The organism is Chitinophaga oryziterrae (assembly GCF_009758125.1).
In the GTDB taxonomy this organism is placed as follows: domain Bacteria; phylum Bacteroidota; class Bacteroidia; order Chitinophagales; family Chitinophagaceae; genus Chitinophaga; species Chitinophaga oryziterrae.
On record NZ_WRXO01000001.1, the window covers coordinates 141,454 to 159,832 of the forward strand.

An 18,379-nucleotide genomic window follows, 5' to 3' on the forward strand; every position below is an offset into this window, starting at 1 on the left:
CTCAGCAATGGTTTAAATCAGTTAATAGTATGAAACTTATGGAATATTTATTATATTTATACTACAAACGCTTTACACCTGCACAATGAGCTTTTTCAAAAAGATTTTTAGCAAACATGTACCGGAAACCATCAATCAACCGGCAGGGAAGACCCTTGCCAGGTTTATTGTTGAGTTTCAACAGGAGCTGAATCTGATAGAATGGGACAGTTTAAAGGATGTTGAATACGCTATGTGGCTTCCCGCTGATCAGGATGCTAAGTTTGCGGCCTCGCCTATTACCGAAAAATGGACACAGGTTTATAGTATTACAAAAGACTACTGGAGTTATATTACCGCCAATCTGTTAGAAACATTAGGATTGATAGAGAAAGGGATGTTTAGAACGGAACTGCCGGAGGAGCTTCAGGCATATGCTTTTACTACAAAAGGGGGAGAGCAGGTCATTCTTTCCTTATCAAAGGAAAAAGGTATCAGATTACATTTTGCCAGTACTACCTCGTTAGATTCCCGTTTGCATATCCTCAATAAATTCATCCTGTACTGCAAAGCCTGGAAAGATATGATCGCACTGACCAATGAAGCGCCTGATAAGGATTTAGGTTTTGCCGGCTGGTGGGGCCTGCTGAAGAAAACATCAGAAGAGGTTGAAAAGGGTGAACCACTAGAGGGTGTTGGCAAGATTTTAAAATAACCATTTCCATACTTTACGTTCTTTCAATTAAATAACTCACTAATGCCGGATTCACCTGTTCTACCGGGTGAGGTGTGCCGGGTAACATTGCCATCTGTGCATCCGGGAGGCTTTTATATATAGCCACAGTTTCTTCCAGCGTAACCATCCTGTCCCTATCGCCCAGCATGATCAAAGAAGGGATTTTTATTTCTTTGTAATCTTCCGGTTTCAGCGGATTATCTCTGCCCATTTCTATCAGCATATTTGCTGTCCGTTGCAGGATATCTTTCCAGTCATTGGGTGCATGCATTTCTTCCAGGGCCGCCGCAAATGCCGGAACTTTAGCAACGATGGCAGCAGCATCCAGCATTTTGATTTCTTTGGAGGCAGTTGCCTCATCCCAATGAAATTTGGTACCAAGTGTAATGATCCTGTTGATGAACGCCGGATAATATTTAGCAAGATGCATAGCTACGTATCCACCCATGCTATAACCAAAAATAGTTAGCTGCTGTAGCTTATTCTCCTGTATATAACTCAATACCGCCGCTGAAAAAAGTGCTATAGAGAACGGTTTGTCTGGCAGTTCTTTTCCACCATGACCAGGGAAATCGAAAAGATGTACGTCATAATTTACTGATAGCTTTCCTGCAATAGCTTTCAGCTGAGAAGAGGCGCCAATAGCACCGTGGAGTATTAATAAAGATCGTTTCATGAAGTTTTTTATCATACATGGAAAGTAACACGGCCGATTTGAAAAAGTTCAATGGAGATATAGGCCTTCAAATGGATTGGCCTTACGATCTTTCCTGCTTTCTCCGGTAAAGAATTCCTTAATCATCGCGTAAGCATATGTGCCAGTATAGGTGCGCATTTTTCCTTGCAGGGCGAATAAAACTGCCCATGTTTCCACGCAGCTGATTTAGGTGATAATCCCCACCAGAATTCCGCCAGGGCTAATGGCTCCATTCTGTTATGGAAGGCATATTGTAACAGCTTTGGCGCTGCACATTCCCCTGCGCCTGCAGGCGGACTCTTATAACCGGCACTTTCAAAAAGCTCCACTAAACTTTTTGATTCGCCATCTTTATTCAGAAAATGATATTGATCAAAAATCTTATTCTGCAAAGAGAGCGAATGGGTTTTCCTTAATATTTTCAGTAACCTTATTTCTTCTTTATACGTTTCATTTTCAACTAATTCCAGTGTATTGATCTCTCCGTTAATCTGAGTCAGTTTTGTCATCCCTTCATTCAGGAATCCTCCTTCTGCCATTCCATCAAAGATGGGCGGAACAAATTTAGCATGGTAATTCCCGTTGGCTAATTTACCCGAAAAGGCAGCAAGATACCCCAGTCCCTGTTGTTCTGTTCGTACTACCAGCACGCCAAACATCTTTCCAATAACGGTCCCTTCTGCTTCAGATGATAAACCGAAGTTGTGATTCCATTCCTGTTGATGCTGCAGGTGTAATTGTAGCTGCTCCGCGGCAAGCAGACAGAGCGGGTGACGTTCATTCTCCAATGAAAAAGTAAGTCCTTCGGCCAATGCATATACCTCCGGGGAATTATCAAAAAAAGAGACAGGCATAGTAGTTAAATAAAATCCCAGATGATTAAGCGGGGGCAAAGTTACTTTAATTCTTTTGGGAAATCCTTCTAATATATATGGGTGGTGACTCAGTTTGAATATTATAACAGCATAGATTGTCAGGTGTTGTTAATCATAAATACACTGCATCTGACTGTTTAGTTCTCTGATTTAGCTTTGGAATATGGGTTCAGCATTTGTTTTTCAATTTAACTTCACCTGATATTCACGTCAGATAAGGTGTATTTATCGATTAACGACACCTGCCGCAAAGATTATGTAATCAAACTGAGCCACTACCTATATTTGTAATATGCAACCCAACGAAATATTTAAGAAAGCTGTTACTATTCAGGCTTCAGCCCCGGAAGTCTGGGACATATTGACAACTCCGGTGTTAATGAAGAAATGGATGTTCGAAACAGATATTGATGTAATTACAGACTGGAAAACAGGAAGCCCGATAATTATTCGTGGTGATTTACATGGAATGTATTTTGAGAATAACGGGACCGTCTTAGCATTTGAACAGGGGGAGAAACTTCAATACAATCATCTGAGTTCATTATCAAAACTTCCAGATGATTTGAAGAATTATTCCATTATTGAATTTATATTATCGCCAATAGAAAATCAGACAATCCTTACGTTAACAATTAGTAATTTCCCAACAGAAGAAATATACAGACATTTAGCTTTTTACTGGAATGTTACTTTGGAAATATTGAAGAAACAGATAGAGAAATAATGACAGTTATGGATAATTAAGCCGTCTCATTTGAGACGGCTGCTAAGCTTATATTATAGTATTGAGAACACCACCATCTGCACGCAGCGCAGCGCCATTTGTCGCTATTGACAGTGGACTGGCAAGATATACTGCCAGCGTGGCAATTTCAGAAGGATCAATAAAGCGTTGTAATAGTGAAGTGGGGTTTAACGTTTTCATCAGGTCCTTTTTCACCTGTTCAACAGGCTGCTTTTGTGCTGCTGAAATTTGCCCGACCGCACCCGCTACACCTTCGGAGTAAGTAGGCCCACCTATGATAGTATTTACGGTAACCGCAGTGTTTTTGGTAAGCTGCGCCAGGCCACGACTGATAGACAGCATCGCGGTTTTAGTCATGCCATAATGGATCATGTGTTCAGGAATATTGATGCCGGATTCACTGCTGATAAAAATAATTCTGCCCTGGTTTTTTGCCAGCATTTTAGGCAATAAAGACCTGGACAACCGGATACCACTTAATACATTCACCTCAAAGAATTTTGTCCACTCTTCATCGCGGATATCTGCGAATGGCTTGAGATCAAATATGCCTACATTATTTATTAGAATATCGATCTCAGGAAGTATTGCTAATAATTTATTCACCTCATCAACATTGGCAAAATCTGCCGCTATTCCGGAAATTGTTGCAGCTGGTATTTCCTGCTTTAATTTTTCTACAGCAGTATCTATTTTTTCCTGTGTTCTTCCATTGATAATAACTTTTACCCCTTCAATAAGTAATAGTCTGGCAATGGCAAAGCCAATACCCTGTGTTGATCCGCTGACAAAGGCAGTCTTTGATCTCAGTTGTAAATCCATAAGAGTTTTTATTTTTGTGTTGATTACTACAAAATTTGGTAAAAAAATTAACTGATGATTTCGAGCTGCATTTCAATCTGTTTGATCAGCTGTTTGTGATCCGGATACATGCGTCTTAAAATATTTAAACCACCCCAGAATGTAATCAGATAACGGCCCAGGACCGCCGGGTTTGTCTGGTTTTTTAACGTTCCTTTTTTCTGTGCTTTCTCAATGGCGGCGGTAAACATTTGCTCCACTTCTTTTAAGATCGTGACGGCTTCTTTTTCCAGGTCTTCATCCAGAGATGCCATTTCTACCACCGTGTTAACGATGATACAACCTTGTAAATGGGTTTGCCTGTCATCTTTTGAAATACTGCGGAAAAAGTCTTTGATCAGGTCTATGGGAGATTCACTCTTATTCAATTCTTCTTTGAACTGGTTAAATGCTTCCCTGCGTTGGAGAATTGCTTTTCTGAATAACTCCTTTTTCCCCCCTTTAAAGGCATTATAAAAGCTTCCGCTACCCATACCTATGGCTCCGAGAATATCTTCTAAAGAAGTGGCGGTAAAGCCTTTTGTCCAAAAGACTTTCTGTGCTTTCATCAGAACGTCCTTGTCATCGTATATGGTTGGTCTGCCTCTCATATTCAGTGTGTCACAATTTTGTGTTGTTCACTACAAAAATAGGTAAATTTCTACAAAATAGATGTTTTCAGGGCTTAGGTTATTTCAATAAAAAAATATTATTTTACTTTGTTTTGTATATGACAAAACATACCTATACCCAAAATATCTTCTATTTCGTTTAAAATCAATCTACATGTTTAAAAAACTATTTTCGTTTAAGGGACGTATCAGAAGAACCGAATACGGCATTTCTCTGATTATTTATTTAATCTTCTTAGTTCTTGTCCAGATTTTACCTGAATCAGGAAGCGACTCTGATGTTATATTAGCCATGATATATGCTCTCCTGTTAATACCTATGATCTGGATGCTCTATGCTCAGGGAGCTAAAAGATGCCATGATGTAGGTAAAAGCGGTTGGTGGCAGATCATTCCGTTTTACGTTTTGTTGTTGTTGTTTAAGGGGGGGGATGAAGGACCGAATGAATATGGGCCGAATCCAAAATCTGATTCCGCAGAGGATATAATTGATTCCATAGGGAAGGAATGATAATATCAGGGTGTCAAAATTTTTTGACACCCTGATATTATGTCTTTACCGTATTATTACCAACGGCCCTTTATATATTTTTATCCTTCCTTCTTCTTTTACTTCCAGTATATAACTATACAAGCCCTGATAACATCCTTGTCCATCCCAGTCATTCGTATAATTTTTTGACTGATAAACCAATGTTCCGCCTCGCAGCAGATTATAGATGAATAACTTTGAATCCGGGTATTTTTCCAGTCCGCGGATCACAAATTTATCATCCTTACCATCTCCGTCAGGTGTAATTACATTCGGGATGAAGAGTCTGTCGGGCCTGCAATGTGTGGATCTACGATCATTATCTTCAATGGAAACAGTAATATCTGTTAAATGGCGCTTTGAATTTCAACAGCGAAAGCTTCAGTATATTCCAGTATGTTGTCATTAATGGTATGTACCGGTATTGTGATACTGCCACTTCCTGCAGCAACAGGGATTGTAACTGTTAAGGGAATGGTTACATAATCCACTCCTGCCTTTGCCTTTCCTGTTGCGGAATATGTGAGGGTCACGGTATCTGTTACAGCTCCATCGGCAATTACATTAATAGTAAAGCTGCCATCTGCTCCATTTTCTGTTGCATCTTTAATATTGCTGAATGAAATTTGATAACCTGCAAAACGGACAGATCGTTCCAGTTGATGACGGAAGTCCGCAGTAGTGAAAGACCAGTGGGTAATACCGGCAGATACAGATATGCTGCTACATACAAATAGCAGCACTAAAAGTAGTGATGGTTTCATAAAGAGAAGATTATTAGGGGTACATGAAAATATTGGCTATAGACTTAGCTCACAGCTTGAGGAAAATGTGTTCGCAACAAAAATAACAGAAGTGTAAAATTGTGCATAACCGGGGAATTAGAGGTTAAGTATGACTCTTATTATCAGCTGGAGGACTACAATCTTAACTAAGTTACAGGATCTTAATGTGTTTATTATTACTCGATTAAGTAAGAATTCTGTAACAGACTTCGTTATTTTCCAAAATTTCTTATTTTTGCAACGCTAAACCAAAAACTCATTCTTCAATGTAAGATATAATTTCTTTCAGGAAAATAAACAGGGTCTGCACAGCGGACCTCGTAATTATTCACTCTTCAAAGAAAGAAGTTATGCTTATTCTTCAAGGTATTACGTACCTCCATCCCAACAGAGATTTACTGTTTACTGATATTAATCTTAGCATTAATAAACAAGATAAAATTGCCTTAATAGGCAATAATGGTGTGGGGAAATCTACGCTTTTGAAAATCCTGGCCGGAAATTTACAGCCTTCGCATGGACTTGTAAAGGCTGATTCAACGCCTTATTATGTGCCGCAGATTTTCGGCCAGTTTAATGATCATAGTATCGCTCAGTCCCTTCGGATTGCAGGGAAACTAAACGCATTAAGGGAAATCCTGGATGGTAATGTAACAGATGAAAACCTGACATTACTGGATGATGACTGGGCCATTGAAGAGCGGTGCAAAGAAGCCTTTGCGCATTGGCAACTAAACGGATCAGACCTTGATCAGAAGATGGGGACCCTTAGTGGTGGACAGAAAACGAAAGTTTTCCTTGCAGGTATTCACATACACCAGCCTGATATCGTTTTATTGGATGAACCAAGTAACCATTTGGATACACTCAGCAGAAACATGCTGTACGATTATATAAATTCAACGACAAACACTTTAGTAGTGGTCAGTCACGACAGAACATTATTAAATCTGTTGAATACCGTTTATGAACTCAGTAAACGTGGTATCACCATCTATGGCGGTAATTATGATTTCTATGCAGAACAGAAAATGATTGAGAGTGATGCGTTGAACCAGGACCTGAAGAGCAAAGAAAAAGCATTGCGTAAAGCGAAAGAAACGGAAAGAGAATCTCTGGAACGACAACAAAAGCTGGATGCCCGTGGAAAGAAGAAGCAGGAAAAGGCGGGTCTGCCTACTATTTCAATGAATACCCTCAGAAATAATGCGGAGAAAAGTACTTCCCGCTTGAAAGGTGTTCATGATGAAAAAGTAACATCCATTGCTGATGAACTGAATCAATTGCGGAAAGAGCTGCCGGATATGGATAAGATGAAGATGGATTTTGATAATTCAGCATTGCATAATGGGAAAATACTGATTACGGCAAAGGATGTGAATATTGGATATGATGATCAGTTGCTCTGGAAACAGGCGTTGAGCTTTCAAATCAGGAGCGGGGAACGCATTGTTGTGAAAGGAGTGAATGGCTCAGGTAAAACAACACTGATAAAAATGATGCTGGGGGAACTCCAACCCCGATCAGGAACTATTGAGAGAGCTGTTGTTAAGGCGATTTATATCGACCAGGACTATTCACTAATTGATAATACACGCAGCGTTTACGAACAGGCGCAACAGTTTAATTCCGGTGCATTACAGGAACATGAGATCAAGATCCGCCTGAACCGGTTCCTGTTCACAAAAGAGTATTGGGATAAGCCATGTGAAACCCTGAGCGGTGGAGAGAAAATGCGATTGATACTTTGTTGCTTAACGATCAGTAATCAGGCCCCGGACATCATTGTGTTGGATGAGCCTACAAACAACCTGGATATTCAAAATATAGAGATCTTAACGGCTGCTATTAATCAATGTAAGGGAACGCTGCTGGTGGTATCTCATGATGAATATTTCCTGAAACAGATACAGGTGAATGGTTTGATTGTTGTAGAATAAGCCTCTGAAATTAAGATTTTTACATCTTAACTTAGCGCTCATTTAAAACTATAGCCATACTAAACAAATGAAGATAGAAAAAATCGGCCTGACTGATATTCCTGAATTGACTGATTTAATTAACAGCGCATATAAGGGGGGAGATTCAGAGAATGGATGGACATCTGAAGGTCATCTTGTTGAAGGATCAAGAGTTAATGAACAAATGATCATAAAGTATCTGGATAACAAAGATGTAACGATCCTTAAGTTAACAGATGAGACAAATAGAATAATTGGTTCAGTATACCTCGAAACTAAAGGATCGTCCAAACTGTACCTGGGTATGTTAAGTGTATCACCTTCTGTTCAGAATAAGGGAGTAGGGAGGATCTTATTGGAAGAGTCAGAAAATTTTGCGAAACAACATCACCGTAATGTGATCACTATCTCCGTAATCAGTGTGAGGACTGAACTGATTAGTTGGTATGAACGCCGCGGATTTATTAAGTCGGGGAAATTGCTGCCCTTTCCGACTAATGTTGGTAATCCTAAAACGCCATTGGAACTGGTAGAAATGGAGAAAGCTGTTTAGTTCTCACACAGGAGTTACCTTTTACTTATAAATGTTTTTGATTAAATTTGGCTCAAACGCAAGGGGGTGGCCAATAACGGCATTTCAGATACTAATCAGCTTTATAGTGATCCGAATATCATATCACGCTTTTCGCAGGGTGATGATGCCGCGTTCCGTATGATATTTAATGAACAGTTACGTCCCCTTTGTTACTTCGCCCATAAGTTAATAGGCCAGAAAGAAGAGGCCGAAGATATCTTCAGTACTGCATTTGCGAGCTTATGGGAACGCAGGCAACAGTTCTCCCATTTCAATGCTATAAAATCATTTTTTATATATTGCCGTACGCAATCACTGCTATGATTTACTGAAACATCGTAATGTGGTAAACAAAGCAGAAGATGTTCTTATATCTACCGGTACTGCACCGGATATTGCTGTTGATGCCCGTCTGCTGCAAACCGAATTATTACAGATTATCCTCGGGGAACTGAACAATCTTCCGGAACGTTCCCGTCAGATCCTGGAATGATGTGTTTTTAATCAGAATGACGAATAAAATTGATATTTTAGACATAGGGAGTAAAAAAGACTTTATGGTGAAATTATATAATGCATGTGAATCACGAATGGTTGTTGTTCTTATAGTGCTTATTATATTTAGTTCTTGCGGAATAACACATCACTCAACCAATCATCCATTGACATTAATGAATGACTATTGCCAGCCTGCAACTACTTTAGTAAATTTTCACCAGTCAGATTATCACAATGCGGATTCTCTTTTAAATAATGATACAGTCTTAAGCAGAAGCCTGTCTGTTCATAGTATTATGATGTCGAATGTTACAGGGACTTTGCCACTTATAAAGAGATTACTTACCAATATAAAAGACACTTCCCTTGAAGGGAGAGTAAGAGGAATGCAAATGCAGCAGCAATTGCAGCAGGAAATGGCCATTGCCAGGCTGGAAATTGAAAGCATCTCCGCAGAATTGGACTGTGAGGCAGAAAGAACGAACAGGATTATTAATTATCTGAATAATAAGGGTAGTAAGAGGACGAACAGACTTACAGTAGCCGCAATAATTACAGGATCTGTCACCACATTGATCCCGATAATTATCAAAAGCAGCAGGCCTCAGAATGCGGCGGTAATTACAGGGGCTGGCATATCTTTATTAATTGGTATTGCTGCATTAAAACCGAATCCTAATATTGTTAAATTAACCTACGAACGTAACCTTTTGTCTGATATATGGTATGGTCCAAACCAATCAACTGTTTTCCCGGAATTCATCTGGTTAATGTTAACACAGAAAGAATTTAATCATGACCAGCAAATATCTGTCAGGGAGAATATGAAGAAGCGTTGGATGAATCTGGAGTTTAATAAGGGATCAATAGATCCGGAAACTGAAAAATTACTTTTTGCCCATGGAGGTGCTTTTACTTCGGATGATCTGCAGACCAGGTATAACTTATTAAAACAGACGCAGGCTGCTATTATGCTAATGAGTAAAGATGTAGAAGCATTTCTTACAGATATAAATAAGCAGTTTTGACAATTATCAGACTTCTTTTAGCTTAGCTTTTAGTGTTCTTATTTCATCCTCTAATTGGCTGATTTGATTTATCTGAGAAGCAAGCGCCTCCTCAATCTCTTCCACAGTATATCTGGGGATAATATGTTGTGGACAATTCCAGTCATAGGCTTCAATATTTAATACGATCATACGCTCAGGCTTAAATTTATATCCGGGTAAATTGAGCAGCCCGTATAGTGCAGGATCGTCGTTCAGTTCTACAATAGTCGCTTTCGCCAGGATCTTTAACCTGGCTCTTGATGGGTAATCAATCATGATAAGCGAAACATTGTTATTGGTTTGAATATTCCCAACGGAAATATATTGCATGTTTCCCTTAAAGTCTATAAACCCGATTCGTTTTGGATCAAGCACTTTTACAAATCCTTTAGGCCCTCCCCGGTGTTGTATATAAGGATATTCATTCTCTCCAAAGGATGCCATATAAAAACTATCCCGGTCACCGATAAACGCGATTTCATTTTGCGTTAATCCGTCAACATAAGTATCTTTTTCCAGCCTTGCATAACTGGCCCTGCTACCCAGTTTTTCCTGCATTTTTTTTACTGCGGCAGTAAACGCTATCGAAGGGTAATTCTTTGCCATGTTCTAAATATTAACTTTCTTTATCCGGATGAGCGTGTTTGTCTTTTACTTCGTCCTGGGCCAACACGTCATCCCATAAGGTATCTCCGCATTCATCAGGTATGATGACTTTTTCATCTGCAGGCCTGTCAGTTTCTTTTTTTGCACGGTTTTGTAAAACCGAAGCCAGCGATGGATCAGGGGCTTTTTTCATTATTTGTGTTTTGATAAATGTAACAATTTTTCGGTTTCCGTTCCTGATTAGATGAATTAACGTCCATGACAAAAATCATGCGCAGTGCTGATCAGCATTAATCTTTCCCATACACGAGGTAAATATCTTTGCCTTACAACAACAAATTTTTACATTTTTAAATATTTCCCATGTTACCAAAAAAAATGAAGGCAGCCGTTCTCTATGAATTTGGCGGAGAACTCAAGATTGAAGAGATGCCTGTAAAAGAACCAGGCGAAAACCAGATCCTTGTGAAAGTTGTCTCCTGTGGGGTATGTCATACAGATCTTCATGCCTGCGAGGGCGATTGGCCTGTGAAGCCTAAAACCCCGTTGATTCCGGGGCATGAAGCGATCGGTTATGTGGCTGCCCTGGGACGTGGGGTAACAAATATGAAAGAAGGGGATATCGTTGGTGTTCCGTGGTTGTTCAGCGCCTGCGGTGGTTGTGAATATTGTATAACAGGATGGGAAACCTTGTGTGAAAGCCAGCAGAATGGTGGTTACAGTGTAGATGGGGGATATGCTGAATATGTAGTGGCTGATGCCCGTTATGTCGCTCATTTTCCTGCTGGTATTAATTTCCTGCAGATGGCCCCTATCATTTGTGCGGGAGTGACCGTATATAAGGGTTTGAAGGAAACGGATACCAAACCCGGTGAATGGGTAGCTATTTCAGGTGTAGGCGGATTGGGGCATTTGGCTGTGCAATATGCCAAAGCCATGGGATTACATGTAGCGGCCATTGATGTGTCGGATGATAAATTGAAACTCGCAAAAAGCCTGGGGGCGGAGTTGACCGTCAATGCCAGGGAACAGGATCCCGGAAAGTACCTGCAAAAAGCAGTGGGTGGTATGCATGGTGTACTGGTGACAGCACCTTCTCCGATAGCTTTCAGACAAGGGTTATCTGCGCTCAGACGCAAAGGTACCATTTCCCTCAATGGTCTGCCTGCCGGCAGTTTTGACCTGCCCATTTTTGACACTGTGATCAATGGTTACACCGTAAGGGGTTCCATTGTGGGGACGAGGAAGGACATGCAGGAAGCTGTGGCTTTTGCGGTAGAAGGTAAAGTTAAGGCCACCGTTCATGCCGCTAAAATGGAAAATATTAATGCTGTGTTCGATGAAATGAAAAAGGGGGAAATAGATGGCCGTATTGTGCTGGATATCTCTCAACCCTGATCTCAATTCTGATCATCATCCATTATACATAGATGAAAAAGGACGCGATTATTCGTGTCTTTTTTCATTATATACCTTTAGAAAATCCCCGTCAATAATCATCAGTTTCACCCCATTGGCAGATACGGAACGATGAGAACTCAGTTCATCCGAAACAATGTATGTCATTCCCTGGGATAGGCGCGCGCTTTCCCCATTTTGTAATTCACTGATGAATTCCCCTTCTAAACAATGTACGATATGTCCTTTCTGACACCAGTGGTCAGCAATATATCCCTGTGAATATTCCACTATCCGGATTCTTAACCCCGGGAACTGAAGTGTTTGCCAGTAAGCGGTACCGGTTTCTCCGGTATGTACTGTTTTGGGGATTTCAGACCAGTCGATCGTTTGAAAGGGAATATTTATACTCATGGTGTAAATGGGTTTTGAAGCGTATCGTAAAGATACATGAATGCGCATCTATGACCCAATACCGATCCTGATAATAAATGAGATTATACTTATATTTATGAATACAGGTAAATTCAGCATTATGCAAAATGAAGTTAACAGACGGAAATTCATCTCCAATATTACAAAAGGTGTTGGCGCTACCATGATATTATCATCGCCATTGGTAAGTTTTGCCTCCGGTTTTCTGAGAGAGCCTGTTACTGTAGGGGAGGTCATTGATCTATTTAAGAAAGAAGTGTCTCATGAAATGGGGAAAGACACGGTGGATACTTTAAAGGCCGGTAACAGGGACATTGTAGTGACCGGTATTGTAACAACCATGTTTGCTACTATAGAAGTGATCAGAAAGGCCATTGCGCTGGGAGCAAACTTTATCATTGCCCATGAACCTACTTTTTACAATCACCGGGATGATACCAAATGGCTGGAGAATGATGAGGTATATCGTTATAAGGCAGATCTGTTAAAACAGCATAATATTGCCGTATGGCGTAATCATGATTACATTCACAGCACAAAACCGGATGGTGTAATGGAAGGAGTGGCCGGTCAATTGGGATGGGAAAAATATCAGGACGCTAATCAGGTGATCTATAATTTACCTGCTGCCTTAACGCTCAAAGCAATGATCAGTCATTTGAAGACGAAATTGCATATTCAGACAGTACGTTATATTGGAAACCCTGATCAATTGTGCAAAAAGATCCTGTTATTACCTGGTGCGGCCGGTGGCACAACACAAATTGAAAGTATCAGTACCATGAAACCGGATGTACTGGTGTGCGGAGAAATATCCGAATGGGAAACCGCAGAATATGTGAGGGATGCCCGCGCCCAAGGACAGCAATTATCATTAGTGGTATTAGGGCATATTGCCAGTGAAGAACCCGGATCTGTATTTATGGCGCAATGGCTCAGGGAGAAATTCCCGCAGATTAAAACATCACATGTACCGGCTGGTAATTCTTTATCATTTTTATAAAGATGGCTGTTTTACAATAAAAAACCCATGATAACTACGGTAATAATAATTGGTATTCTTTTACTAATACTCATCATTGGCAGATATAACTTGTCCATGCAGTTTCGTAAAGAAGTAAAGGACCTGTTTGCTGTATCAACATCTATTTCAGGCAATAACTTTAGTTACGCACAATTAACCGGCTTACCTGAACCTGTTCAACGATATTTTAAGCTTGTCTTAAAAGACGGGCAACCTTACATCAGCTATATAAGACTATTACACAACGGACAGTTTAAAACCGGCTTGGATAAAGACTGGGTAAGTATAAAAGGTGAGCAATACTTCACTACTGAAAAGCCCGGTTTTATATGGAAAGGTACGACCCGGATGTTTACAGCCCGTGATAGTTATATTGCCGGTAAAGGAAGGTTGGTCGTGTCGCTTTTCTCACTTTATAATATAGTTGATGGCCGGGGGGAAACATTTGACCAGGGAGAATTATTACGCTGGCTTGCTGAAGGTGTGTGGTTCCCGACGAATCTGTTACCCGGTGAAAAATTACATTGGACCGCCATTAATGAAAATACGGCAAGGCTTACATTTAACTATAACGGTCTGTCACTATTTTACATTGTAACCTTTAACGATACCGGAGAGATTACACAGTTGGAAACGAAACGGTATATGGATAAAGAGAAGCTGGAAACGTGGATAGGTAAAGTAAATGATTATAAGGAGATCAATGGGGTATTGATACCCACCGCAATTGAGGCTGTATGGAGATTAGAAAAAGGAGATTTCAGTTATGCTAAATTCAGGGTAACCAGTATAACGTATGATCATCCCGGGATGTTTTCATAGGTAAGTTTTCCAGCGGAAATATACATAAACAAAAAGTCGCGATTAATCGCGACTTTTTGTTTATGATCCCCTGATGAAATTAAAATTAAATGATCTTATTAACCCCCGGAATTTTTACAAGTATCTTACCCAATAATATCGCACTTATAACACCCAGTGGCGCCACAATCAGGAATTTCAAGGCAGCATCTGCATTCCAGTCGGCCAGCAGTAATGAGAACACAACTAAGGGCAGTGGATGAAAGATATAAATGGCAAATGCTTCTCTGGATAACAGGGTAGAGGGGCCGTTCCATTTATATTTGAAGATGCCTGTCATAGCAACGATAATAGAGACCCCGGTTACCTGTTCCCAGATGCTGTACATAAAGGAAAGCATATTCCATCCACCCTGGAAATTGGCAACAGGGCTGTGCCAGGTGGTACTGAGGAAGAACATGGCAGGGAAGCCTATAATGATCATCAACACGGCGATCCATCTGAATTTCTTTGCAGTATTATGCTGTAATTGTTCTGCCCAGTTATTACGCCTTGCTATGATACCGATGATAAACAATGCGATATATTGAGGGAAATGCCCGAACTGAAAACCTACAGGATGTAATACCCAGCCTACCGGGAATACTAATCTTACGAGGAAGCTAATTAATCCAAGGCCAATTGCGAATAACAATATCCGCTTTGTTCCCGGCAACGGACTATCACCTGTTTTTATATTTCTCAATGCTATGAATAAAAACGTAAATACTAAAAGCGCAGCAACAAACCATAACACACCAAATTCTATCCAGTTATCATAGCCTTGCAGGTATTGCAGATAACTGATTGGATGATTGTGGTGATAGACAAGAAAACTCATGAACGGAGATAGCAGCAGGGAATAAAATACAAGTGGTATCCCGAATCTTATTAACCGGTCCTGCATAAATTTCTTCGTTCCTTTTCGTTGTAAAGAAGGCTCTGTGAAATAAGCAGATAGTAAAAAGAAAAACCCCATGAAAAAGGACTGGTTAGTTGCTACGAAAACCGTCATCGCAATCAATGCACCTTCAATGTTGGTAGGTTGTCTGAAATACCATCCTCCGGGTGCTCCATAGCAAACACAAACATGGTGGAGGATTACGAGAATGGTAAGGGCTACTTTAATATGATCGAGGTAATTTGTACGGGACTGTTGCATAGCGATATTTTGTTGAACGTGAAATTACAGTTCTTTGAATATCTATGCGATGTCTTTTGACAACAGGACAATAATCCGGGATCAATGATGAGATCATGCTACTCCGGTTGCCCATCTGAGCAGGTAAGCTTTCTCATCCCTCTCTGCTATCCGCAAAAGTAGTTTAATGATTGATTATGTATAATTTATTAGTAAACAGGTATAATATTGCATCACTATTTTAATAGCTTATGCTAACCTATTGATACACTGAGCTTTCAGGTATATAACCCGTATATAAGCCCTATATAACCCCTATATAAGCGGTATATAAGCTGTAGTTATATAGATACGGCTTATATAGGGGTTGTATTTGTTGTAATTATATTTTTTATTTAAATTACAGTAGATATTAACATTGTTTAAAAACCCATCCCCAATGGCTATACTTAGAGGAAATATCGACTTCACCGGAAGTCTTAGCGGCCTCTCCGCTTACAAAAGAAAAGATATGGACGTAACCATCGTCCGGAGTAAAGGAGGCGCATCAAAAAGCAGGATTAAAAATTCCCCTGCTTTTGTACGTACCAGAGAGAATAACAGCGAGTTTACCGGTTGTGGAAAAGCGTCCGGTATCATCAGATGGGCACTGAAAGATGTGAGACACCTGGCAGATTATAACTTTACCTACTCACTAACGAAACTGGCTAAGCTAATGCAGAAGCAGGATACGGTAAGTGTAAGAGGAGAGCGGTCTGTACTCATCTCTGAATGCCGTTACATGCTGGAAGGCTTTCATCTGAACAGGAAGCATACTTTTGACAATGTATTGCGTTATCCGCTGAGAGGAAGTATCAACAGGTCTAAAGGCAGTGCTGAAGTGGTGTTGCCTAATATTCGCCCGGATATAAACCTGTTCCTGCCCTGGAAATATCCGCTTTACCGCTTTGTTGTTTCCCTGCAGGGTATTCCAGACGTGCATTATAACTACCCCGGCCTGTCTCTTGGGCAATTGGGCGGTACGCCGGCAGTGTATTCGGAATGGTTAACAGCGCAGCAGTCTTATAGCGAAGAAACGTTTCAGCTGGCCATAGACAACTGGAAGGAAGATAAAACGCTGATCCTGTCTGTTGGGATTGAAATGGGCATGCCTGTGAGTAATACTGTGGTAGACACAGTAAAGTATGTAGGATGTGCGAAGATCCTGGCGGCAGGGTAAAATAAGAACAGAAGACTTATTCTGTTCTTAATCTTTTTACGGGGTTGCCAACTGCCGCTTTAATAGCCTGTGTACTTACTGTTAGCAGGGCAATGGCAATTGCAAGTATCCCTGCACCGGCAAATATCCATCAGCTTATATCAATGCGGTATTCATATTTTTGCAACCAGTTTTTCATTTAGTTTGAGATTAATCAGTTGGACTGTCCGGTTTTGATACAATAAATGTTCATTAGTGAACCTTGGGGTTGCCCTGCTTGCAGAGATGAGTGCAAGGCAGGGATGTTGCCACTTTAGTATTCGAACCAATTGTCTGCAATATTGTTATAGTTAACATACATTAAAAAAACATTGCATTATGAGTAAATTCATTGTTACAAAAAGCTCAAACGGAGAATACCGTTTTAAGCTCAATGCTGGTAATGGGGAAACCATTCTTACCAGTGAAGGTTATTCAGCCAAGTCCGGTTGTATGAATGGTATTGATTCTGTAAAAAGCAATGCGCCACATGAAGAACGGTATGAAAAGAAGATGTCCACTAATGACAAATTTTATTTTAACCTGAAAGCTGCAAACGGACAGGTTATCGGGACGAGTCAAATGTATGCGGGTAGTTCCGGAAGGGATAATGGTATTGAATCTGTAAAGACGAATGCCCCTGTTGCAATTATAGATGATCAGACGGTATGAAGAATTCCTCATTCCCGGAGTTTATCTGGATTCTGATCATATAAATGAAAAAGACGCGGGTAATCGCGTCTCTTTTGTATTTCAAGCAGGTAATTAAATCCGGTTTTTCCAAATACGCGCTGAGATACTCTCAGTCAGTTCTTTCGAAGGGTACAAGGTTTTGTTCTTTCAATTTCGCCAACAAAAGATCTGCGTACCTGTGTGCATAGCGTTCTTTAACATCCACCGGAATTTTGGAGTAGAAGTCGTGACGTTTTTCCCATTCTTCAAACTCTTCTTCTTCCTTAGCAGGTCGTTCAACGACTTCAAAATAATGTACATAATGTCCAAATTCATGTAATAACGTTCGATACAACTGAGTATTCCTGACAGTATTCATTTTGAATTTTGCAGTATAACCTCGTTTATCAACTATAAATTGATGTCCATCAGCCTTAAGACGTTCTAATTCTGCCTGGTCATCGGGGATAAGGCTTTTTTTCCAATGGATTTTTTTATTACAGTCTATAGCTTCAAGAATGATAGCAGGAGAATAGTCATTTTCAAACTCATAAGAATATATTAATCTTCCCCAAACCGGAGAGATAATTTCTTCTTTTCTTTTAGGCTGTCTTAAAACTATTAATTTTAAAAGACCATAATCTTTAGTGGGGACAAGTTTGATCATGTTTTCAATATCCTCAATTGAACAGGCATGCCGGGTTGACGACCGTGTTCTTTCGATTATAAAAGTAAATTCATGACCATTTATAACCTTCTCTACTTTTTTGTAATCGTCCAGGCGCTCAAAGAAGCTCCTGGAGACAAGACAGGGGGAGGGAATAGTAAGTCTGTTATTTTTCCCGTGACCTTGTTTTGAGGTCCCGATATTTCTATTTCTTCTAATGGGATTTCGCATTTTTTACAACAGATGATTTATTCATATTGGGGATACTTACAATCTACTTTTTGATCCTGTTAACTTGTCCCGGTACCTGAAAATATTGGGGAATGATTAATGCTTTATTTTATCATTATGTATAATTTATTAGTAAACAGATTGGATATTTAATAGCTTTTTTAACCTATTGATATTCTATTCTTTAGGGTGTGTTATCCGTATATAAAGATATGGGTTATA

At 40.0% G+C, this 18,379-nt stretch carries 24 protein-coding genes; 13 read left to right on the forward strand and 11 right to left on the reverse strand.

Annotated features, from left to right (window positions below; translation table 11 throughout):
• Nucleotides 1-85: 85 nt before the first annotated feature.
• Nucleotides 86-694 (forward strand): hypothetical protein, encoded by a 609-nt coding sequence (locus tag GO495_RS00580; RefSeq protein WP_157297767.1) that lies wholly within the window; start codon nucleotides 86-88, stop codon nucleotides 692-694.
• Nucleotides 695-707: 13 nt separating this feature from the next.
• Here GO495_RS00580 and GO495_RS00585 read toward each other — a convergent pair whose 3' ends face one another.
• Complete coding sequence (locus GO495_RS00585; RefSeq protein WP_157297768.1) at nucleotides 708-1,391, reverse strand: alpha/beta fold hydrolase; 684 nt, start codon at nucleotides 1,389-1,391, stop codon at nucleotides 708-710.
• Nucleotides 1,392-1,513: 122 nt separating this feature from the next.
• Nucleotides 1,514-2,266: a pseudouridylate synthase gene (locus tag GO495_RS00590; protein WP_157297769.1), complete on the reverse strand. Its 753-nt coding sequence runs from the start codon at nucleotides 2,264-2,266 to the stop codon at nucleotides 1,514-1,516.
• A gap of 313 nt (nucleotides 2,267-2,579) precedes the next feature.
• Here GO495_RS00590 and GO495_RS00595 point away from each other — a divergent pair, with 313 nt between their 5' ends.
• Nucleotides 2,580-3,014, forward strand: a complete 435-nt coding sequence (locus GO495_RS00595; RefSeq protein ID WP_157297770.1) for an SRPBCC family protein — start codon at nucleotides 2,580-2,582, stop codon at nucleotides 3,012-3,014.
• Nucleotides 3,015-3,062: 48 nt separating this feature from the next.
• On the opposite strand, the gene GO495_RS00600 is transcribed toward GO495_RS00595, so the two are convergent.
• Together GO495_RS00600 and GO495_RS00605 are read right to left on the reverse strand one after the other, a co-directional pair.
• On the reverse strand, nucleotides 3,063-3,857 hold the full coding sequence (locus GO495_RS00600; RefSeq protein ID WP_157297771.1) for an SDR family NAD(P)-dependent oxidoreductase: 795 nt from the start codon (nucleotides 3,855-3,857) through the stop codon (nucleotides 3,063-3,065).
• Nucleotides 3,858-3,904: 47 nt separating this feature from the next.
• Nucleotides 3,905-4,486 (reverse strand): TetR/AcrR family transcriptional regulator, encoded by a 582-nt coding sequence (locus GO495_RS00605; protein ID WP_157297772.1) that lies wholly within the window; start codon nucleotides 4,484-4,486, stop codon nucleotides 3,905-3,907.
• Between the two features lie 175 nt (nucleotides 4,487-4,661).
• Between GO495_RS00605 and GO495_RS00610 the strand changes: the two genes are divergently transcribed.
• Entirely contained in the window at nucleotides 4,662-5,018 is a 357-nt protein-coding gene (locus GO495_RS00610; protein ID WP_157297773.1) for a DUF805 domain-containing protein, read from the forward strand.
• A 45-nt stretch (nucleotides 5,019-5,063) separates the two neighbouring features.
• On the opposite strand, the gene GO495_RS32590 is transcribed toward GO495_RS00610, so the two are convergent.
• The gene (locus GO495_RS32590; protein ID WP_420808905.1) at nucleotides 5,064-5,381 is read right to left on the reverse strand and encodes a T9SS type B sorting domain-containing protein; all 318 of its coding nucleotides are present in this window, start codon (nucleotides 5,379-5,381) and stop codon (nucleotides 5,064-5,066) included.
• A gap of 5 nt (nucleotides 5,382-5,386) precedes the next feature.
• Nucleotides 5,387-5,803, reverse strand: coding sequence for a Calx-beta domain-containing protein (locus GO495_RS00620; protein ID WP_157297774.1), 417 nt, complete (start codon nucleotides 5,801-5,803; stop codon nucleotides 5,387-5,389).
• 371 nt (nucleotides 5,804-6,174) lie between these two features.
• Here GO495_RS00620 and abc-f point away from each other — a divergent pair, with 371 nt between their 5' ends.
• The 5 genes from abc-f (at nucleotide 6,175) to GO495_RS00645 (ending at nucleotide 9,885) form a co-directional block, all read left to right on the forward strand.
• Nucleotides 6,175-7,764, forward strand: coding sequence for a ribosomal protection-like ABC-F family protein (gene abc-f, locus GO495_RS00625; RefSeq protein WP_157297775.1), 1,590 nt, complete (start codon nucleotides 6,175-6,177; stop codon nucleotides 7,762-7,764).
• Between the two features lie 67 nt (nucleotides 7,765-7,831).
• Nucleotides 7,832-8,338, forward strand: coding sequence for a GNAT family N-acetyltransferase (locus GO495_RS00630; protein WP_157297776.1), 507 nt, complete (start codon nucleotides 7,832-7,834; stop codon nucleotides 8,336-8,338).
• Between the two features lie 66 nt (nucleotides 8,339-8,404).
• Nucleotides 8,405-8,683: a sigma factor gene (locus GO495_RS00635; RefSeq protein ID WP_157297777.1), complete on the forward strand. Its 279-nt coding sequence runs from the start codon at nucleotides 8,405-8,407 to the stop codon at nucleotides 8,681-8,683.
• A gap of 19 nt (nucleotides 8,684-8,702) precedes the next feature.
• A complete protein-coding gene (locus tag GO495_RS00640; protein ID WP_157297778.1) occupies nucleotides 8,703-8,852 on the forward strand; it encodes a hypothetical protein in 150 nt (49 codons plus the stop codon).
• Nucleotides 8,853-9,030: 178 nt separating this feature from the next.
• The gene (locus tag GO495_RS00645) at nucleotides 9,031-9,885 is read left to right on the forward strand and encodes a hypothetical protein (RefSeq protein ID WP_157297779.1); all 855 of its coding nucleotides are present in this window, start codon (nucleotides 9,031-9,033) and stop codon (nucleotides 9,883-9,885) included.
• A gap of 6 nt (nucleotides 9,886-9,891) precedes the next feature.
• Here GO495_RS00645 and GO495_RS00650 read toward each other — a convergent pair whose 3' ends face one another.
• Together GO495_RS00650 and GO495_RS00655 are read right to left on the reverse strand one after the other, a co-directional pair.
• Nucleotides 9,892-10,512, reverse strand: a complete 621-nt coding sequence (locus GO495_RS00650; RefSeq protein ID WP_157297780.1) for a pyridoxamine 5'-phosphate oxidase family protein — start codon at nucleotides 10,510-10,512, stop codon at nucleotides 9,892-9,894.
• Nucleotides 10,513-10,522: 10 nt separating this feature from the next.
• Nucleotides 10,523-10,705 (reverse strand): hypothetical protein, encoded by a 183-nt coding sequence (locus GO495_RS00655; RefSeq protein ID WP_157297781.1) that lies wholly within the window; start codon nucleotides 10,703-10,705, stop codon nucleotides 10,523-10,525.
• Between the two features lie 170 nt (nucleotides 10,706-10,875).
• Here GO495_RS00655 and adhP point away from each other — a divergent pair, with 170 nt between their 5' ends.
• On the forward strand, nucleotides 10,876-11,910 hold the full coding sequence (gene adhP / locus GO495_RS00660) for an alcohol dehydrogenase AdhP (protein WP_157297782.1): 1,035 nt from the start codon (nucleotides 10,876-10,878) through the stop codon (nucleotides 11,908-11,910).
• A 48-nt stretch (nucleotides 11,911-11,958) separates the two neighbouring features.
• On the opposite strand, the gene GO495_RS00665 is transcribed toward adhP, so the two are convergent.
• Nucleotides 11,959-12,324 (reverse strand): DHCW motif cupin fold protein, encoded by a 366-nt coding sequence (locus GO495_RS00665; RefSeq protein WP_157297783.1) that lies wholly within the window; start codon nucleotides 12,322-12,324, stop codon nucleotides 11,959-11,961.
• Between the two features lie 121 nt (nucleotides 12,325-12,445).
• On the opposite strand from GO495_RS00665, the gene GO495_RS00670 reads away from it, so the two are divergent.
• Both GO495_RS00670 and GO495_RS00675 read left to right on the forward strand, forming a co-directional pair.
• The gene (locus tag GO495_RS00670; RefSeq protein WP_157297784.1) at nucleotides 12,446-13,348 is read left to right on the forward strand and encodes a Nif3-like dinuclear metal center hexameric protein; all 903 of its coding nucleotides are present in this window, start codon (nucleotides 12,446-12,448) and stop codon (nucleotides 13,346-13,348) included.
• Between the two features lie 96 nt (nucleotides 13,349-13,444).
• On the forward strand, nucleotides 13,445-14,191 hold the full coding sequence (locus GO495_RS00675) for a DUF6544 family protein (RefSeq protein WP_205691185.1): 747 nt from the start codon (nucleotides 13,445-13,447) through the stop codon (nucleotides 14,189-14,191).
• Between the two features lie 85 nt (nucleotides 14,192-14,276).
• Here the strand turns inward: GO495_RS00675 and GO495_RS00680 are convergent, their stop codons facing one another.
• Nucleotides 14,277-15,371 (reverse strand): acyltransferase family protein, encoded by a 1,095-nt coding sequence (locus GO495_RS00680; protein ID WP_157297786.1) that lies wholly within the window; start codon nucleotides 15,369-15,371, stop codon nucleotides 14,277-14,279.
• A 418-nt stretch (nucleotides 15,372-15,789) separates the two neighbouring features.
• Here GO495_RS00680 and GO495_RS00685 point away from each other — a divergent pair, with 418 nt between their 5' ends.
• Nucleotides 15,790-16,569 (forward strand): hypothetical protein, encoded by a 780-nt coding sequence (locus GO495_RS00685; RefSeq protein ID WP_157297787.1) that lies wholly within the window; start codon nucleotides 15,790-15,792, stop codon nucleotides 16,567-16,569.
• 357 nt (nucleotides 16,570-16,926) lie between these two features.
• Complete coding sequence (locus tag GO495_RS00690; protein ID WP_157297788.1) at nucleotides 16,927-17,259, forward strand: YegP family protein; 333 nt, start codon at nucleotides 16,927-16,929, stop codon at nucleotides 17,257-17,259.
• A 130-nt stretch (nucleotides 17,260-17,389) separates the two neighbouring features.
• Here the strand turns inward: GO495_RS00690 and GO495_RS00695 are convergent, their stop codons facing one another.
• On the reverse strand, nucleotides 17,390-18,157 hold the full coding sequence (locus tag GO495_RS00695) for a hypothetical protein (RefSeq protein WP_157297789.1): 768 nt from the start codon (nucleotides 18,155-18,157) through the stop codon (nucleotides 17,390-17,392).
• Nucleotides 18,158-18,379 lie beyond the last annotated feature (222 nt).

Excerpts from the sequence above, each read along its gene's own strand:
- GO495_RS00580 (WP_157297767.1), top strand. The coding sequence starts at position 86 with ATGAGCTTTTTCAAAAAGATTTTTAGCAAACATGTACCGGAAACCATC.
- GO495_RS00585 (WP_157297768.1), bottom strand. The coding sequence starts at position 1,391 with ATGAAACGATCTTTATTAATACTCCACGGTGCTATTGGCGCCTCTTCT.
- GO495_RS00590 (WP_157297769.1), bottom strand. The coding sequence starts at position 2,266 with ATGCCTGTCTCTTTTTTTGATAATTCCCCGGAGGTATATGCATTGGCC.
- GO495_RS00595 (WP_157297770.1), top strand. The coding sequence starts at position 2,580 with ATGCAACCCAACGAAATATTTAAGAAAGCTGTTACTATTCAGGCTTCA.
- GO495_RS00600 (WP_157297771.1), bottom strand. The coding sequence starts at position 3,857 with ATGGATTTACAACTGAGATCAAAGACTGCCTTTGTCAGCGGATCAACA.
- GO495_RS00605 (WP_157297772.1), bottom strand. The coding sequence starts at position 4,486 with ATGAGAGGCAGACCAACCATATACGATGACAAGGACGTTCTGATGAAA.
- GO495_RS00610 (WP_157297773.1), top strand. The coding sequence starts at position 4,662 with ATGTTTAAAAAACTATTTTCGTTTAAGGGACGTATCAGAAGAACCGAA.
- GO495_RS00620 (WP_157297774.1), bottom strand. The coding sequence starts at position 5,803 with ATGAAACCATCACTACTTTTAGTGCTGCTATTTGTATGTAGCAGCATA.
- abc-f (WP_157297775.1), top strand. The coding sequence starts at position 6,175 with ATGCTTATTCTTCAAGGTATTACGTACCTCCATCCCAACAGAGATTTA.
- GO495_RS00630 (WP_157297776.1), top strand. The coding sequence starts at position 7,832 with ATGAAGATAGAAAAAATCGGCCTGACTGATATTCCTGAATTGACTGAT.
- GO495_RS00645 (WP_157297779.1), top strand. The coding sequence starts at position 9,031 with ATGAATGACTATTGCCAGCCTGCAACTACTTTAGTAAATTTTCACCAG.
- GO495_RS00650 (WP_157297780.1), bottom strand. The coding sequence starts at position 10,512 with ATGGCAAAGAATTACCCTTCGATAGCGTTTACTGCCGCAGTAAAAAAA.
- GO495_RS00655 (WP_157297781.1), bottom strand. The coding sequence starts at position 10,705 with ATGAAAAAAGCCCCTGATCCATCGCTGGCTTCGGTTTTACAAAACCGT.
- adhP (WP_157297782.1), top strand. The coding sequence starts at position 10,876 with ATGTTACCAAAAAAAATGAAGGCAGCCGTTCTCTATGAATTTGGCGGA.
- GO495_RS00665 (WP_157297783.1), bottom strand. The coding sequence starts at position 12,324 with ATGAGTATAAATATTCCCTTTCAAACGATCGACTGGTCTGAAATCCCC.
- GO495_RS00670 (WP_157297784.1), top strand. The coding sequence starts at position 12,446 with ATGCAAAATGAAGTTAACAGACGGAAATTCATCTCCAATATTACAAAA.
- GO495_RS00675 (WP_205691185.1), top strand. The coding sequence starts at position 13,445 with ATGCAGTTTCGTAAAGAAGTAAAGGACCTGTTTGCTGTATCAACATCT.
- GO495_RS00680 (WP_157297786.1), bottom strand. The coding sequence starts at position 15,371 with ATGCAACAGTCCCGTACAAATTACCTCGATCATATTAAAGTAGCCCTT.
- GO495_RS00685 (WP_157297787.1), top strand. The coding sequence starts at position 15,790 with ATGGCTATACTTAGAGGAAATATCGACTTCACCGGAAGTCTTAGCGGC.
- GO495_RS00690 (WP_157297788.1), top strand. The coding sequence starts at position 16,927 with ATGAGTAAATTCATTGTTACAAAAAGCTCAAACGGAGAATACCGTTTT.
- GO495_RS00695 (WP_157297789.1), bottom strand. The coding sequence starts at position 18,157 with ATGCGAAATCCCATTAGAAGAAATAGAAATATCGGGACCTCAAAACAA.